This is a genomic window from Acinetobacter sp. 1294243 (assembly GCF_000588015.1).
Classification (GTDB): domain Bacteria; phylum Pseudomonadota; class Gammaproteobacteria; order Pseudomonadales; family Moraxellaceae; genus Acinetobacter; species Acinetobacter pittii.
Genome location: NZ_JFXG01000004.1, coordinates 107,048 through 122,481, shown reverse-complemented (window position 1 = coordinate 122,481; position 15,434 = coordinate 107,048). Strand labels below are relative to the sequence as shown.

Below are 15,434 nucleotides of genomic sequence, written 5' to 3'. Positions count from 1 at the left end.
CTATTATCAAATACAATCAAAGTTCTAATAATTTAGAATTATTCCTCATAATCATTACAATCAATTTTCTTGTTTTTTAAATTCGTATCAGTTGTATAGCCAATTTTAAAATTTAAATTTAATAAGTCTTCTTTTCTAAAAACCTTAGGAACAATATTCCAAACATTTTTTCCATTAGTTACAAATACCAAATTAAACTCTGGGACTTTATTATTATTAGTATCAATTTGATACTCTACAGAAAATTCATCTTTTTTCTTACCAACAATATTATATATACGTGGTTCATTTAATTTTTGATCACAAGCTTGATATATATAAATCTTATTTTTTAAAATCTTAATTGTACTTTCACTACAATAACACCCGCCTACTTCTAATTCTTTTATAACACCATCTTTATAATTAAATGGCTTTATTAAGTTCCCTTCTAAACTATCAAAGTCTAGGTATGATATTCTTAAATCTTTAATTTTAGAATTATTAAAATCACTCAGACATTTATAATTTTCATTATTTGCTTCTTTCCCATTAAAATTACATTTTAAATTTCTATTTCTCAACCAAGAACGTTGAGTATCAATAAGATACCTAACTTCGTTTTTATTATCACTAATATAGCTTTTTATATCAGAATATGTATTATTCAGATCATGCTCACTATTTTTATATACTGTTTTCTCATCTAACTGTTGTGGCTTATAATCTGCAGCATTTGAGCAGGCACTCAAACTAAAGACTAATAGCACACTAAAAAAATTAAGATTAATGCCTTGCATCGTACGTTCCTTTAATAAACAATTGATATTCACTATTACGCCTTTTCGTCAAACCGAGATCTGGAACTTTTTTCCCATTTACAGTTATTTTATTTATATCTAACATTTCTTTAGGCCCATCTTTATAATTACTTTCATTAATAAGCTTACATAAATTTGGGGCTTTACTAGCAATATTCCCGATATTGAATGCTAACGATACTAAAGCATCAAATTCATATTGATATAGAGGAACTTTAATAGCTTTTTTGACATAAGCTTCATGTTTCAAAACATCTTCTTCAAAGTAAGTTTTAGCCTGAGATATTGAGATAAAATCTTTTAAAGCTTTTTTACCTAAAGCTTTACATGATGATTGACCTACGAGATGTCCCCATCCAACTGTACAATATCCTTTAGAATCATCGTAATAGTATGTTCCTTGCCCATCAGGAGTTAAATATTTTCCTTCCCATTCTTGAACAAATAATCTTGCATTTGCACTTGTTGTTAAATTGCTTATAGGTATTCTATTTCCAATTGATTTCTGAGAAGTAGTTTGAGGCAACTGTAAATCAAAACTATTTCTATATCCTTCTAACAATATTGCTAAAGGATCAGCTATATCATCACGTCTCGAATAAAGTCCATGTTCTTTTATTGTAAGATTTGACGCATCATCTAATGAAAAACCATTGCCTGTAAAATATTCAAAATGTAGCATTGAAACATTATGTGCTCTTTTTCCAGCAATAGGTATAGCAGCTGGTCCATTCTTATTTTTCATTACACCTGTTTTGCCTAATATTTGGCCTTGCTTAACGGGATCCCCCACTTTTAATGTTATTGATTTTGGATCTAATTCACCATACCTAATTACAAACTCTCTACCATCATCAGTTTTATGCCTAATACTTACTTGATTAGTTTGTAGATAGAATCCTTGCGAAGCTATTACTTTACCTGGTGCTATAGCAACTACTTCAAAGCCACTTTCTGCTTTGCTGACAGGTTTACAATTACTATATAAATCTCTTCCCGCATGCTTTCTATTACCACTTCTATTTCTTCCAAAGATTGCCATTGAAGCATTAGTATCATTGAGTTTAGCTCCCCAATAATAATTTGATAGTTCTCCACCAATATCATTGATAGGTTTTACTTTAAAAGGGAAAATAATACTGGGTTTATAATTAGATATATTCTGTTTTGGATTTCCAGTATCTTGACTTTCAGCATTCATATTTTTTAATTCTGGTGCAGTACTATTAAGAATCTGATCTTTAATATGATTATAGATCTTATCTGCACTAATATCTGGCATCCAATCCGGAGCTTTCGCTAATGTACCAAACCAATGGTCATCTTTATCATCATGATTATCCTTTTTAGCGACTCCATTATTAATATTAGAACTATTATTTATTTTCTTTGGTTCTCCATTATTTCCTTTGTTTAAAGGTAGCTTTAGTATTTGTCCTTCCGAAATCTTATTTGCATCATTAATTTTATTTATTCTTTGAATCTCTTCAATTTTACAATTCATATCTTTTGAAATTTTTAATAAAGTATCACCCTTTTTCACTTTATATGTTTTTCTACTATATTGACCAGTCTTCCCTTTCTCTCTCAGCTGAGTTTTTATTAAAACTGATGGACTATATAACTTGACGATAGCATGACTTTTTTCAAGACAAACTCTGCTGATAAGTTGCATCTGATTTAAAATATTTTGGAAATAAACATCAAGTACAACTCCTTTATCTCTACTTATATCAACAATCGCTCCTTTAGAATTTGTTAATCCTTCAGCAATGAGATTATTACCATTTTTTATTTGATATTTAGCATTTTTAATGGGATGCCCTAGTAAGTCTAATAAAATAAAGGTTACTAAACATTTATTTTTCATTATTTTTTACTCCTAAAAGAAAATCCTCATTATCCCATTCATCAACAATTACATCCCACAGCTCTTGCTCTTTTCCAACTAAAACTTTTATATTAAACGGGTCTTCTTTTGTAATTTTCCCAGTTCGCCCATGTTCATCTAAGGCTCCTGAGATAAATGAATTTGTTTCTTGAATAAAAGCTTTATAAGTAAACTGACTAAAATCGCTCTCCCAAAATAAATCATAAACATCTAACTTATTACTATACATAGCAGTATTTGGAAGCTGTGGAACCTCATAAGAAACCTTAGCTCCACTCGTAAACAAATGCTGCCCAGCTTTACTTTCAAACTTGCCGCCTGTTGTTGAAAATCCGCCATCCGCATTAATTTTGAGCTGAGATCCCCCTGCCGTTAATACAATTTCTTTTGGACTGGTAAGCTCAATTTTTTCTTCAGTAGAAATGAGCTTGATGACCTTTTTAGCAATTGCTTCAATGGCATCGTCTTGTGCTTGTAGTTCGAGCTTTCCTTTTGCTGCATAAGCACGGAAACCCTTTTGCGCGGCAAACAAGCTTATTTTGTCTTGCGCATGCCCAATGATATTTTTCTGTGCACTTAAATTAATGGAGCCACTAGCACTTTCTGCAATATCTTGCGAAGCTTGCAAAATAATATTTTCAGGTGTCGTCAAAGCAATGCCATTTGGCGATGCTAATAACATAAGCGCTTGTCTAAAAATTTTGCCTTGTTCTTGCTGTTTAGTATCGGAACTACTTTCTAAACCTTGGGTATAGCCCTCCATAAAGCCTTGCAAAGAACTTAATGCTTTAGAAGGTGATACTTCCAATTTACTGCCTTTACTAAATGTTCCACATACACTCATCATGTCAAAGTCTTTAGTCTCGACATTAGCTAAGACTTTTCCGACCTCTTGAATACTTTCAAATGGATTTTTATGAATGCGATCTTTAATGCTGGCAAGTTTACCTTTAACGATATCAGCACCATGTTCTTCAACGTTTTCGATGAAAGCTTTTAAATTTTCTACCGCATCTTTGGCATCAGTAAAGAAAGCATTAAATTCATCTACGACACCTTTTGCATTTCCACCTAGTGCACCAATGTCTTGAATAAAGCCGCCACAGTCTTTTAAAGCGTGAATAGGATCGTTATTAATACCTTCTTTAAATAGGTTTACCGTACTATTTAATGCCTGTCCTGTGGTTTTTAGCTCAAGTGACTGGATGAATTTGGGTAAGCGATTAATCACGTTCAAAGCATCAGTCTGTTGCTTTGCTGCAACTTCACTGAGCATTTTCATGCTTTCATAACCTTGTGAAAGTAAGAATTGTGCTTGTGCCGCCTCTAAATGGTCTGCAATAGCTTGCTCTTGTGCATAGGTACTAATGAGCATGCCTTTACCTGCACGCACAGCTCCCCAAGCATCTGTTCTTAGCTCAAAGCCTTCACCACGACCCTGGCTCGTCGCTTGTTCTTTCGGATGGCTTAAATTACCCAAATTCAGCTGTGTCGCTGCATGGCTACTTTGTAATTGGGTACTAATTTGCCCCGTTGTGTCATCAAAGCGTAATTGGTTAAAGCCACTACCACTGATTTCCTGACTGCGAATTCCGCTCAGTTTTTTAATATCAGGAAGCTGCCCTTTCACATCGAACTTGGTTGGTGAGCGCTGTGCTTCATGAATGCGTCCAGTCACAAATGGACGGTCAATATTGCCATCAAAGAAGTCAATGACAACCACTTCACCAATACGTGGTAAGAAACGTGCTCCATAACCCTCTCCTGCCCAAGGAGTCAGTACATCGACCCAAGCTGAGTCGGTATCATTGTCATTGCTCCCTGCTCCACCGTCATGCCCATGATCATCACTACGGGTGAATAGAAAACGCACCTTAATGCGTCCCCATTCATCAACATGAATAGTCTCTCCCTCTGGCCCCACAACTTTCGCTCTTTGTGCGTAAGCAATTGGTCGGTGCTGTTCTGGATTATATTCAGGTGCCGTCTTGATCTGACGGCGTATTAGGGTCAGCTCATTACCTTGGCGCTCAATATCATCATAACCATGTTTATTCCAACGACTTTTGGTTAACAACTGGCTAACTTGCTGATGTAAATCTTTTGGTAAGTTATTTTGGTTATAGAAATTTTTAGCAATGATTAAGAACTCTTGATCTGCTCCTTCATGCTGATCAATTTCAGGATGCTCCTGTAAATTAAACCAATAGCCGACTTGACTATCACGGACGCTACTATAAGCCTTAAAATATTTGGCCCGACTCGCGTACATATCCGTAAATTGCTGATTCAATTTCTCTAGCTGATTACTACTTGAAGCAGTGGCCTGATCTTCCCCTTTCAAATCTTGCATCCAAGCTGGACTCATATGCCATGCTTGTTCAAGACTCAAACTCGCTGAATCAAATTGCTCTGAATGTAGGTGTGTAGTGATAACTGAACCTACACCTTCTTCATGTGCTAGAGCATCAGGTTGCCAACGCTGCACATGTACAGCAGTCGGCTGTAAAGACCGTACTGCAACAAAACCTGTAATGCTATCTTGATATTCTGTTGCACTACTTCTGTGATAGCGAATACTACGACGTGCTAAAGCTTGGTACTGGCTATTATCATCAATGAGTCTTAGTTTTTGAGGTTGTATAGGTGCAGTAAAGTGAGGAACAAAAAGCTCTGCTTCATCAATTAACCAACTAATCCCTTCACTTCGCCACAAGCGTGTAAGAAAGTCATAATCAGACTCATTGTGCTGCATGATAAATGGGCGAATATCATAACTTTGACTTAACCCACTGAGGTCGAGACTTAAACTTGTCGCAAATAGCTGACTTTTTTCTTGCCATTCTTTAAATAAAACTTCCGTGACTTCAATAATGCTTTTATTCATAAAAACACGGCTATTACGGCGTTTGTGCCATAAGTTTGTCGCGTCTTTTAAGGTGAGTTTATAAAGCGTTAAAGCACCGTCACTCTGGCCATAACTCGCTTCTGTCACAATTCCAGTAGTTCGAAATAATTGTCCAGAATCAGTGACCTGATCAACGGCAACTTGCACACCTATAAACTGCTTTAATGCAATTTGGGCACTCGTTGAAAGGCAGATCAACTCAGCTTCCAATCCCCCATTTAGCTGATGTTGGCCTTCTATACGCTGTAAAAAAACTTGGCTATTGAGTAGTTCATTAGAAAATTGCACATGGACGGCACGTTTCTGCGCACTTAACCCTATTTTTTCCAAAACATTAAAGATATTAAAAAGCATTTTTTTATAATCATAAGGATATATAAACGGCTGCACTTTATAAAAAAACAGACCTATCTGTCTACATGATTATGCTTTTTTTTAATTCGTTTTTTTATATTTTGACCTATTCCCAAGCAATAAAAAGCCCAACATAGTGTTGGGCTTTTTTTAAAGAGCTTTAAGCTCTTTTTTTGGTTGTCTTAAATACTGGATAAAAACGGAATAACTGCCATAAACAGACCAGTAATAGTAAGAGGAAATAGACCAATGACCAAACTGGTAAAGATTGACCTAAAAAGGTCCAATCAATTGCTGCACATTCACCTGAACCCGACAATACTTCTTGTAAAACCGTTTTCATTGGTAAAGCATCAATTAAATAATTTAAACCCGGGCCACAGCTTGGTACTTGATCTGGTGGTAAATGTTGCAACCAGACATGACGTCCTGCCACACCTACTGACCATAAAATTGCGATGCCTGCTAAAAATGCATAAAAACGTTTAACCGCATTGGAAACTGGGTTATGCAAAAAGGCTATGAGTGCTACAAGGCCCATCGCCATTAAGCCAACACGTTGAAAAATACAGAGCGGACATGGCTCTAAACCTTTTACATGTTCCAGATACAACGCAAAAGACATGCCGACTATACTTGCTAAAACAAGTAGTCCACTCACCAAACGGTAACTTAATCGCATGTAAAACCTCGTTTTATTATCGATATTGTTCAAGATATTGATCAAAACTGATCTTGGTATCTTGCTCAAGTTTTTCTTGCTGCTGTAAAGATTGCGCAGCCAACTGTTCAAAATGTTTCAAAGTTTCCACACTAAGCTCATGCTGTTCATAACTTTCAGCATGTAACTGAGCCATGTGGCTACCAAAACTCCAAGTTCCACCATGCTTTAACGTATCGTCAATGACATGGGCAGATAAAGTTTCATCAACTTCATCAATTCGTGCTTGCATGACCGCCAAAGCTGAACCATACAAGTCCGTTGCATAGGTCTGATCGAGTAGCTGTGCACAATCTTGCATTTTTGCAATATGTAAACGTGCCCAATCTTCGATGTGATATGACCCAGATAAATCTGTAATGGTTGCGTTTGGCGCTCGACCTCGGTTGACCACCTCTGTTTGATTTTTCTCAACCAAGTCTTGCTCAGAACATAATAAGTCTGGACTATCACTTAACAAACAATAAAGTGCTAAGACTTCAAGAAAGCCTGCTGTCGTTTCATCAACGCCAATTGCCGAGTATGGATTTACATCTACAGCACGTAACTCCACATAGCCCACGCCTCGATTTTTTAAAGCTTGAGACGGTGTTTCACCTGCTTGAGGCACCTGTTTTGGACGTACTAGACTGTAATATTCATTCTCAATCTGCAAAACATGATCATTAATTTGCAACGGCTCACCAGATGCATCATTTAACCCTAAACGGCTAAATGGTGGATAAGGAGAATGAACGGCTTTTTGTAAACCATCCAGATAGCCAGACAAATTGTTGTAATGAATACCTAAGCTTTTTTGGGCTGAGTTTTGATAGCCCAATCGCCCCATACGGAGTGCTGTAGCATACGGTAAATAGTATGAACCTTTGATTAAAGGCAACAAATGATGTTTGTGTCCGGTCAAGAAACAACGACATACTGTTGGACTCGCGCCCACCAAGAACATGACCAATGGTGTTAAACGAATAAAATTACGAATAAGACCAAAATAACGATGGCTACGGTAATCCTGCAAACTTAATGATTTTAATTGTTCGTCAGTTTCATGAGCTTGTAGCTCAGCAAAAAGTGTATCTGGGAAAGATAAGTTGTAATGCACACCTGAAATGGTCTGCATACGACGACCATATCGAATTCCTAACCCACGGCGATATAGTGTTTTAAAACGACCAATATTAGAGGTGCCGTACTGCGCTAGACGAATGCGTTCTTCATTGTCGTCTAACATACATGGCATAGACAGCGGCCAGAGTTTTTCACCATTTTCTAAATGACGATGCACAACCACATGAATATCGGTGAGCTCATGCAGAGCTTCTTCAATCGTTGGCTTAGGTGAAGTAATAAACTCCATCAACGCTTCTGAATAATCAGTCGTAATTTTTGGATGTGTTAACGCCGAACCTAATGCTTTCGGATGTAACTCTTGTGATAAGAACCCATTACTTTGCATACGTAGGCTTTCACGCTCTATTCCACGTAACATGCCTTGTAGTAGCGACGAATCCACCCAAGCAGGAATAACTGATTGAGATGGTGTAGTGGGTTGACTCATGCATTTGCTCGCTTATTAAAGATCACTATATACAAAATCGTGAGATGATACGGTTACTTATATAATCACATCATTCCAGTTTGGCAATTTTTATCACAATCTTGTTATTTAAGACACGAAAGAATTGTGATTTTATTGAAGAATAATTGCTAAAGAGTTGTCAATATCATGAACGAACAAGACATTTTAAACTTCTGGTTTTCTCCTGAACACCGTTCACTTTGGTTTGCAAAAAGTGATGATTTTGACAAAAAAATCCGTGAAAATTTTTCTGATGTTCATCGACAGGCAACTCAAGCAGAACTCTGGTCTTGGCGAAAAACAGCAGAAGGTCGTTTGGCAGAGATTATTGTACTAGACCAGTTTTCTCGCAACATCTATCGTGATCAGCCCCAATCTTTTACCTATGACGGCTTGGCATTAGCTTTGGCACAAGAAGCAATTAGTTTGCAACTCGATGCACAGCTTAATCCAGAGCAACGCTCTTTTTTATATATGCCGTTTATGCATAGTGAATCAAAATTGATCCATGAATTTGCCTTGAAACTATTTCAACGTCTTGGTAATGAAATTAACTTAAGCTTTGAGAAAAAGCATAAAGTCATTATTGATCGATTTGGACGCTATCCTCATCGCAATACCATTCTTGGACGTGTTTCTACTCCAGAGGAAACCGAATTTTTATTAGAACCGAACAGTAGTTTTTAAAGCTTATTAATTTTTAATGCTGAGTCATCTTTGTTTTAATGCTCAGCTGGGAGTTCACCATGAAATATCTCTCTCTTTGTTTAGCATTAGGCGTTGCCTTAACTTTAACTGCTTGTGCGACGACTCCAAGTAAACCAAAAACCTTTGATCAACTTGGCCAGTTTTCCGCATCCCCTTTAAATGCGCAAACGTTTCGTATTAGTTTCCAAGCCGATCCGAATATGAGTTACGGTGCAGCTGAAGAAATCACTTTGGTAAAATCAGCACAAACGACCGTGCAAAAAGGTTTCCGCTTTTTTAAAGTACTGAATGACCCAAGTAACCAAAGTCAGAAACCACCACGTCAGGCTGTGGTTTATCCATCTGCGCCGAGCTTTTATCCTTATGGCTATGGTCGTCGCTATCCGGGTTTCTGGCATGATCCATTCTATGATTTCCCACAAGTGGTCAATATCGACCCTGTTCAAGTGTCGTATACTATTGAATGTTATCGGGATCAAAAGCAGGCTCCTCAAGACGCTTTTGATGCAAGCTTGATCTTGAAATCACTCGGACAAAAATATGGATTGAGTCCGACAGGAGAGCTGTTGCCACCGCCCGAGCCTCCAGTAAAACAAAAATGAATAGGATAAATTTATGAGCATGGCAGAAGAAGTTCACCACGTGCCCAGTCTTAAACGTAGTAAATATTTTGCTACCCTAGCGCTGATCATCGTCGTTGTGCTGTGGATTGCACTGATGGTAGCCGACCGTTTTCTGCCAGAGTACACAGGTTTTATTCATATTTTAATGCTAGGGGCCGAAGCAGGTGTAGTTGGTGGTCTAGCCGATTGGTACGCGATTACAGTTCTGTTTCGGAACCCTTTTGGTAAGTTACCCATTCCTAAGTTTTTACGCGACCATACCGAGATTATTCCGCGCAACAAAGCTCGCATTGCAGAGTCAATGGGCCGTTTTGTACAGGAAAATTTTCTTTCGCCTCAAGTAGTCGAAAGAAGCTTAGAAAAAACAGACTTAAGCCTCGCAATTGGTCAATGGTTGGCAAGTCCACAAAACAATACTCAAGTAGTGCAGCTCATTCAGCAAACTGTACCGAAAATTTTTGAATTTGTGAGCCAAGAGCAAATTGCTAATTTCGTGCAAAACAACAGTGTGCAATGGGTACGTAATACCCAAGTCAACAAACTCGCCAGTGAGATGCTACGCGCGGTATTGGAAAATGATTTCCACCAAGACGTTTTACAGCGTGGTCTCGATATCGCTCATGAATGGGTCGTACAAAATCCAGATAAAACTCGTGAATTAACCCGAAAAATGTTTAAAGCACTAGGCGTCTGGTCACTTGCAAGAGGTGCGAGCTGGATTGGAATTGATGTTCAACAACGTACAATCGACTCATTGGTTGAAAAAGTAGAATCGATGCTGGCAGACCATGAACACCCATGGCGGCAAGAAATTGAAACAATTGCACATTCACTCATGCTGGAACTAGCGAAACCCGATAGTGTTGCCAGTCAACGTCTTAACAGTGGTAAAGATGCGCTCCTTGATAGTCCTCAAGTTCTAAATTTTATTAGTGGTGCTGTCACCATTTTGTGTGATGCCATTAAAGAGGATTTAATGAAAGAAGACTCTGGCATTGCAATGAACCTGCGGGCTGCGATTCAGCAGCTCGGTGAAAACCTTGTTCAAAATGTAAAAGTACGTGAAGTTCTCAACAAAGAAATGACAGGACTTGCCATGAATTTTACGGATCAATATAGCCATAAAATCATACGCTATGTGAGTGAACGCATTCATGAATGGGACTCACGTGAAATGATCGGGAAAATTGAAAATGAAGTAGGTGGCGACTTGCACATGATCCGTGTAAATGGTGTTGTAGTGGGTGCATTTATTGGTTTGACACTCGGTGTAATTCGGGCAGTGATTGAATCAATTTTATAACTTTAAATATTTTTAATAAGAGAACAATATGCTTCAGCTACAGTCAAAATTGGCCACTCAAGGCGTGACTATTTTTAGTACCATGACGGCACTGGCACATCGTCTAGGTGCACTCAACCTGTCACAAGGCTTTCCAGATTTTCCGGCGCCACAAGCCTTACTTGAAGCCTTATCTCAAGCGACTTTAGCTGGCCATAATCAGTACCCACCTGGCGATGGTATTCTCGGTTTACGGGAGCAACTCGCTTTACAATTTCAGCAGCGTGATCAAATTCAACTTGATCCTGTTACTCAAATCACGATTACTCCCGGCGCAACCATAGCAATTTTTTGTGCCATACAAGCCTGCATCAATGCAGGTGATGAAGTCATTATTTTTGATCCAAGTTATGATAGCTATGGCCCTTCTGTAGAATTAGCAGGCGGCAAAGCGGTTCATATTCCCCTGCAAGCACCTGACTTTAAAGTGAACTGGCAACAGGTTAAAGATTTGATTAATGACAAAACCCGTATGATTGTGGTGAATACTCCCCATAATCCAACAGGTACGATCTGGGATAAACAAGACTGGTTAGAACTCATTGAACTGATTCAAGATAAAAATATTTTGGTTTTATCCGATGAAGTCTATGAACACTTAGTTTTTGATGGTCAACAACACTTTAGTGCATTGCATTTTCCAGAGCTCAGAGAGCGTAGTTTTGTAATTGGTTCTTTTGGAAAAACCTTTCATGTGACAGGCTGGAAAACAGGTTATTGCGTCGCTTCACCTGAGCTGATGCGTTTATTCCGCCAGATTTATCAATATGCGAATTTCTGTGGTACGACTCCTTGTCAGATTGCGCTAGCACAATATATGGAGCAACATCCAGAACATATTCAAGAGCTTTCGCAGTTTTACCAAACGAAAAGAGATCGATTTAATCAGGCAATTCACAATAGTCGTTTTTTACTTAAACCTTCTCAAGGTACTTATTTCCAAAACCTCGATTACAGTCAAATTCGTCCCGACTTAAACGATGTAGAAATGTGCCAGTTTCTTGCCGAACAACATAAGATTGTGGCTATTCCAGTTTCGGTTTTCTATCAGCAAGCGCCTGAGTCTTTACGCTTGATTCGATTCTGCTTTGCTAAAAATGATGAGACTCTGAAAAAAGCAGGAGAAATTTTGAATCAATGTTAATAAATTTAGCCACTTAGCGCTGTAAAAATACTACAACTCATTCGCTCCAACTATGCTAAGTTGAATATCCGCCCCGCTCATCAAAGAGATGGGCGATGGAGAACACATGCCACCAAGACAGTCCTTAATTCAACAGCAAAATCTATGGAAAACATTTTTTGTTTTCTTGCTACCCTTGATTGCAACCAATATTTTGCAGAACTTGTCGGGAACTATTAACACCATCTTTGTTGGTCAAATGATGGGAGTTGATGCGATTGCGGCAGTTTCTGTATATTTCCCTATCTTATTTTTGCTCCTCGCTTTTATTATCGGAATTTCAACAGGTACGACTGTTTTAGTAGGACAAGCATGGGGTGCGCAAAATATAGAGAAAGTCCAAAGTGTGGTCGGTTCTACCCTGTTTATGACCATCATTGGTGGAATTATTACCGCGATTATCGGTGTGTTTTTCGCCCATGATATTTTGGAGCTTTTAGGTACCGACCCAAAGGTCATGCATCTTGCTTTGCCTTATGTTCAATGGATGTTGGCGGGTAGCCCTCTTCTGTTCGTTTATATTATCTATACCTCAATTTTACGTGGTGTGGGAGACAGTACAACCCCTTTACTGGCCCTCGCTTTAACCAGTGTCATCGGTATAATTATTACACCAATTCTTCTCAAAGGTTATTTTGGCTTTCCTGCCCTAGGGATTATTGCTCCTGCTATAGCATCAATTATTAGTTATATCGCAATATTAATTTTTCTCGCGATTTATCTTAACAAGAAAAATCATTCACTTCGGCCGAATCGTCAGCTTCTGCAACATATCCGTCATAATCCAGAACTAAGCAAAATCATTTTACGCTTAGGCGTCCCAACGGGTATTCAAATGATTACCACCTCAATGGCGGGGTTAGTTATTGTTGGGTTGGTTAACCATTATGGTTCACATGCTACAGCAGCTTATGGTGCAGTGAATCAGGTGCTCAACTACATTCAGTTTCCAGCGATTTCGATCTCCATCGCAGCCTCAATTTTTGCAGCGCAAGCGATTGGTGCGGGTAAATCAGATCTATTAGCGCGAGTAACCCGCACGGCTTTGGGAATGAACTTTTTATTTACAGGTGCCTTAATTGCACTTGGTTATCTATTTTCAAAATATTTAATGGCTTTGTTTATTACCGACCCAACTGTGGTGGTGTTAGGTCAACAGCTTTTATTTATTGTACTTTGGGCGATTTTATTCTTTGGCGCAGGTGCCATTTTTGCATCTATCATGCGTGCGAGCGGTACCGTGACTGTTCCAATGCTGATTAACATCTCTGCCATTTTATTTATTGAAATTCCATGCGCTTACTGGTTTAGCTCAATGTGGGGACTTAAAGGTATTTGGGTTGCCTATGCCTTGGCATTTGTCAGTCTATGTATTATTCAAGGCTTGTATTATCAATTTATTTGGAAGAAAAAGACGATCAAAGTTCTTATCTAGAACTATCCAAGCCATATAAAAAAAGCCATCATTTGATGGCTTTTTTTAATTTAAATCTTATTTCATCCATTTGGTCACAACGGTTGAAGCGCGTTGATATCCTGTTGGGAACAAACGCTGCAAGGCATAAAGAAATTTTGCATCACTCCCAATCAATAAGCGGCTTTTATTTTTAAAAACGGCATCCAAAATTTGAGGAGCCGCTTCTTCTGGTGGGGTACGTAAGAACTTATCAAAGTTTTGAATCGATTTAGCTGGGTCCATACCTAAAGTACTCAAGCTATCACTCATTTTTGCAGCTTTAGCAATATTGGTGCGAATTCCCCCCGGATGTACGCACAAAGAACTCACGCCACTTTTTTCAATATCCAACTCTTGGCGTAACGATTCGGTAAAGCCACGTACAGCAAATTTAGTTGCGTTATAACCAGATTGAGTCGGTTGAGCAGTCAGACCAAATAAGCTCGAGATGTTAATAATGTGCCCATCTTGAGTTTGCTTAATGAACGGTAAAAATTCTTTAGTCCCGTATACGACACCCCAGAAGTTAATCCCAACAATCCACTCTAAATCTTCGTAGGTCGCGCCTTCGACAGTCGAACCTAACGCAACACCAGCATTGTTAAAAATTAGGTTAACAGAGCCGTGATCTTGTACTGTTTCTTGCGCCCACTGCTTTACCGCTTCACGGTCAGACACATCAAGCTTTTTGGTAGTAACAGTAATATTGCTGTACGGCTTTAAAAGCTCGACAGTTTGTTGTAATCCTTTTTCATTAATATCACTTAACGAAAGATGGCAGCCCTGTTTTGCCAAAAGAATTGCTAACTGTTGCCCAATGCCAGAACCCGCGCCCGTAATTGCAGCGACTTTGTTTTTAAAATTTTTCATTGTCCATCCTTTGTTTTTCGATTTGCACAATCGGTTCATTGCATGTGCACTTTAGACACCTTCAATATAATTTTGACAATACACATTGTCAATATAGTACACTGTAATTTCAGATAGAATGGCACAATTCTGCTGAGGGCTTTATCATAGTGAGCATATTTGGCTAAAACCTATAAATTAGGAAACCATTCTTCAGGAAACAATTTATTTATGGCGACTAACGACTCAACCAGTAAAAAGAAAACAAAAAGTGTGAGTAAAGAACGTCAGTTCAAAGGGTTATCTCTATCTGAACGTAAAGAGGCACGCCGTGAAAAGCTGATTGAAGCGGGTATTGCAACCTACGGAACCCTTGGTTTTTTTTCAGTGACGGTAAAAGATGTCTGCCAAGAGGCAAAACTCACCGAACGTTATTTTTATGAATCATTTAAAAAGAGTGAAGATTTATTTCAAACCATCTTTTTAAAAATGATTGAAGAATTACAGCAAAATCTGATGCAAGCCGTGATTAAAGCTGCCCCCGATCCAGAAAAAATGGTTGATGCAGGTTTAAAAGCACTGCTGACGACATTAAAAGATGACCCGAGATTAGCTCGTATTGTCTATGTCGACGCAGTCTTGGTACAAGAATTACATAATCAGGCCACCATTCAAGAAACACTTGCGCAATTTGATCGCATGATTCAAGCCTTTGTTATGCTGACCATGCCGCAAATTCAACACCACGAAAATGAGCTTTCTTTAATCGCAACTGGTTTGAATGGATATGTCACTCAAATTGCGATTCGATGGGTGATGGGCGGGTTTGAGCAGTCTCTTGAGCAGGTTTTAACTGCATGCCGTATCGTTTTTTTATCTTTATTAGCTCAAGTTTCAAAATAATATTAAAGTTTTTTGACAGCTAAAAATGTGAAAAATAGCTAAGCAATTAAGGTGATAACCTATTGAATGATTTTAGAAAGTTTGAGGCCGAGATGTCATAATTTGGTCATACCTTTGCCT

The 15,434-nt window shown here is 38.3% G+C and carries 12 protein-coding genes; 6 read left to right on the top strand and 6 right to left on the bottom strand.

Annotated features, from left to right (window positions below; all coding sequences use genetic code 11):
• Positions 1-38: 38 nt before the first annotated feature.
• The 5 genes from J655_RS11295 to gshA form a co-directional block, all read right to left on the bottom strand.
• Positions 39-779 carry a lysozyme inhibitor LprI family protein gene (locus J655_RS11295; protein ID WP_019767361.1) on the bottom strand — a complete coding sequence of 247 codons (741 nt, stop codon included), beginning with the start codon at positions 777-779 and terminating at the stop codon, positions 39-41.
• The gene (locus J655_RS11290; protein ID WP_031946243.1) at positions 766-2,670 is read right to left on the bottom strand and encodes a glycoside hydrolase family protein; all 1,905 of its coding nucleotides are present in this window, start codon (positions 2,668-2,670) and stop codon (positions 766-768) included. Before J655_RS11290 ends, J655_RS11295 begins: the two co-directional genes overlap by 14 nt.
• Entirely contained in the window at positions 2,660-5,953 is a 3,294-nt protein-coding gene (locus J655_RS11285) for a type VI secretion system Vgr family protein (RefSeq protein WP_032052380.1), read from the bottom strand. The genes J655_RS11290 and J655_RS11285 overlap by 11 nt, the downstream gene beginning before the upstream one ends.
• Before the next feature lie 160 nt (positions 5,954-6,113).
• The gene (locus J655_RS11280) at positions 6,114-6,635 is read right to left on the bottom strand and encodes a disulfide bond formation protein B (protein WP_002121896.1); all 522 of its coding nucleotides are present in this window, start codon (positions 6,633-6,635) and stop codon (positions 6,114-6,116) included.
• A gap of 16 nt (positions 6,636-6,651) precedes the next feature.
• On the bottom strand, positions 6,652-8,229 hold the full coding sequence (gene gshA / locus J655_RS11275) for a glutamate--cysteine ligase (protein ID WP_019767358.1): 1,578 nt from the start codon (positions 8,227-8,229) through the stop codon (positions 6,652-6,654).
• 168 nt (positions 8,230-8,397) lie between these two features.
• Here gshA and J655_RS11270 point away from each other — a divergent pair, with 168 nt between their 5' ends.
• The 5 genes from J655_RS11270 to J655_RS11250 all read left to right on the top strand — a co-directional run bounded on the left by J655_RS11270 (position 8,398) and on the right by J655_RS11250 (position 13,541).
• A complete protein-coding gene (locus J655_RS11270) occupies positions 8,398-8,937 on the top strand; it encodes a DUF924 family protein (RefSeq protein WP_019767357.1) in 540 nt (179 codons plus the stop codon).
• 59 nt (positions 8,938-8,996) lie between these two features.
• Positions 8,997-9,560, top strand: a complete 564-nt coding sequence (locus J655_RS11265) for a CC0125/CC1285 family lipoprotein (protein WP_032052379.1) — start codon at positions 8,997-8,999, stop codon at positions 9,558-9,560.
• Positions 9,561-9,573: 13 nt separating this feature from the next.
• A complete protein-coding gene (locus J655_RS11260; RefSeq protein WP_005078711.1) occupies positions 9,574-10,884 on the top strand; it encodes a DUF445 domain-containing protein in 1,311 nt (436 codons plus the stop codon).
• 28 nt (positions 10,885-10,912) lie between these two features.
• A complete protein-coding gene (locus tag J655_RS11255; protein ID WP_019767354.1) occupies positions 10,913-12,067 on the top strand; it encodes a pyridoxal phosphate-dependent aminotransferase in 1,155 nt (384 codons plus the stop codon).
• Positions 12,068-12,173: 106 nt separating this feature from the next.
• A complete protein-coding gene (locus J655_RS11250) occupies positions 12,174-13,541 on the top strand; it encodes an MATE family efflux transporter (RefSeq protein ID WP_019767353.1) in 1,368 nt (455 codons plus the stop codon).
• A 57-nt stretch (positions 13,542-13,598) separates the two neighbouring features.
• Here J655_RS11250 and J655_RS11245 read toward each other — a convergent pair whose 3' ends face one another.
• Positions 13,599-14,432 (bottom strand): SDR family NAD(P)-dependent oxidoreductase, encoded by an 834-nt coding sequence (locus tag J655_RS11245; protein ID WP_032052377.1) that lies wholly within the window; start codon positions 14,430-14,432, stop codon positions 13,599-13,601.
• Between the two features lie 210 nt (positions 14,433-14,642).
• On the opposite strand from J655_RS11245, the gene J655_RS11240 reads away from it, so the two are divergent.
• On the top strand, positions 14,643-15,314 hold the full coding sequence (locus tag J655_RS11240) for a TetR/AcrR family transcriptional regulator (protein WP_005066712.1): 672 nt from the start codon (positions 14,643-14,645) through the stop codon (positions 15,312-15,314).
• Positions 15,315-15,434 lie beyond the last annotated feature (120 nt).

Coding starts and splice junctions, on each gene's coding strand:
- J655_RS11285 (WP_032052380.1), bottom strand. CDS start 5,953: ATGCTTTTTAATATCTTTAATGTTTTGGAAAAAATAGGGTTAAGTGCG.
- J655_RS11270 (WP_019767357.1), top strand. CDS start 8,398: ATGAACGAACAAGACATTTTAAACTTCTGGTTTTCTCCTGAACACCGT.
- J655_RS11290 (WP_031946243.1), bottom strand. CDS start 2,670: ATGAAAAATAAATGTTTAGTAACCTTTATTTTATTAGACTTACTAGGG.
- J655_RS11250 (WP_019767353.1), top strand. CDS start 12,174: ATGCCACCAAGACAGTCCTTAATTCAACAGCAAAATCTATGGAAAACA.
- J655_RS11245 (WP_032052377.1), bottom strand. CDS start 14,432: ATGAAAAATTTTAAAAACAAAGTCGCTGCAATTACGGGCGCGGGTTCT.
- J655_RS11295 (WP_019767361.1), bottom strand. CDS start 779: ATGCAAGGCATTAATCTTAATTTTTTTAGTGTGCTATTAGTCTTTAGT.
- gshA (WP_019767358.1), bottom strand. CDS start 8,229: ATGAGTCAACCCACTACACCATCTCAATCAGTTATTCCTGCTTGGGTG.
- J655_RS11260 (WP_005078711.1), top strand. CDS start 9,574: ATGAGCATGGCAGAAGAAGTTCACCACGTGCCCAGTCTTAAACGTAGT.
- J655_RS11280 (WP_002121896.1), bottom strand. CDS start 6,635: ATGCGATTAAGTTACCGTTTGGTGAGTGGACTACTTGTTTTAGCAAGT.
- J655_RS11255 (WP_019767354.1), top strand. CDS start 10,913: ATGCTTCAGCTACAGTCAAAATTGGCCACTCAAGGCGTGACTATTTTT.
- J655_RS11240 (WP_005066712.1), top strand. CDS start 14,643: ATGGCGACTAACGACTCAACCAGTAAAAAGAAAACAAAAAGTGTGAGT.
- J655_RS11265 (WP_032052379.1), top strand. CDS start 8,997: ATGAAATATCTCTCTCTTTGTTTAGCATTAGGCGTTGCCTTAACTTTA.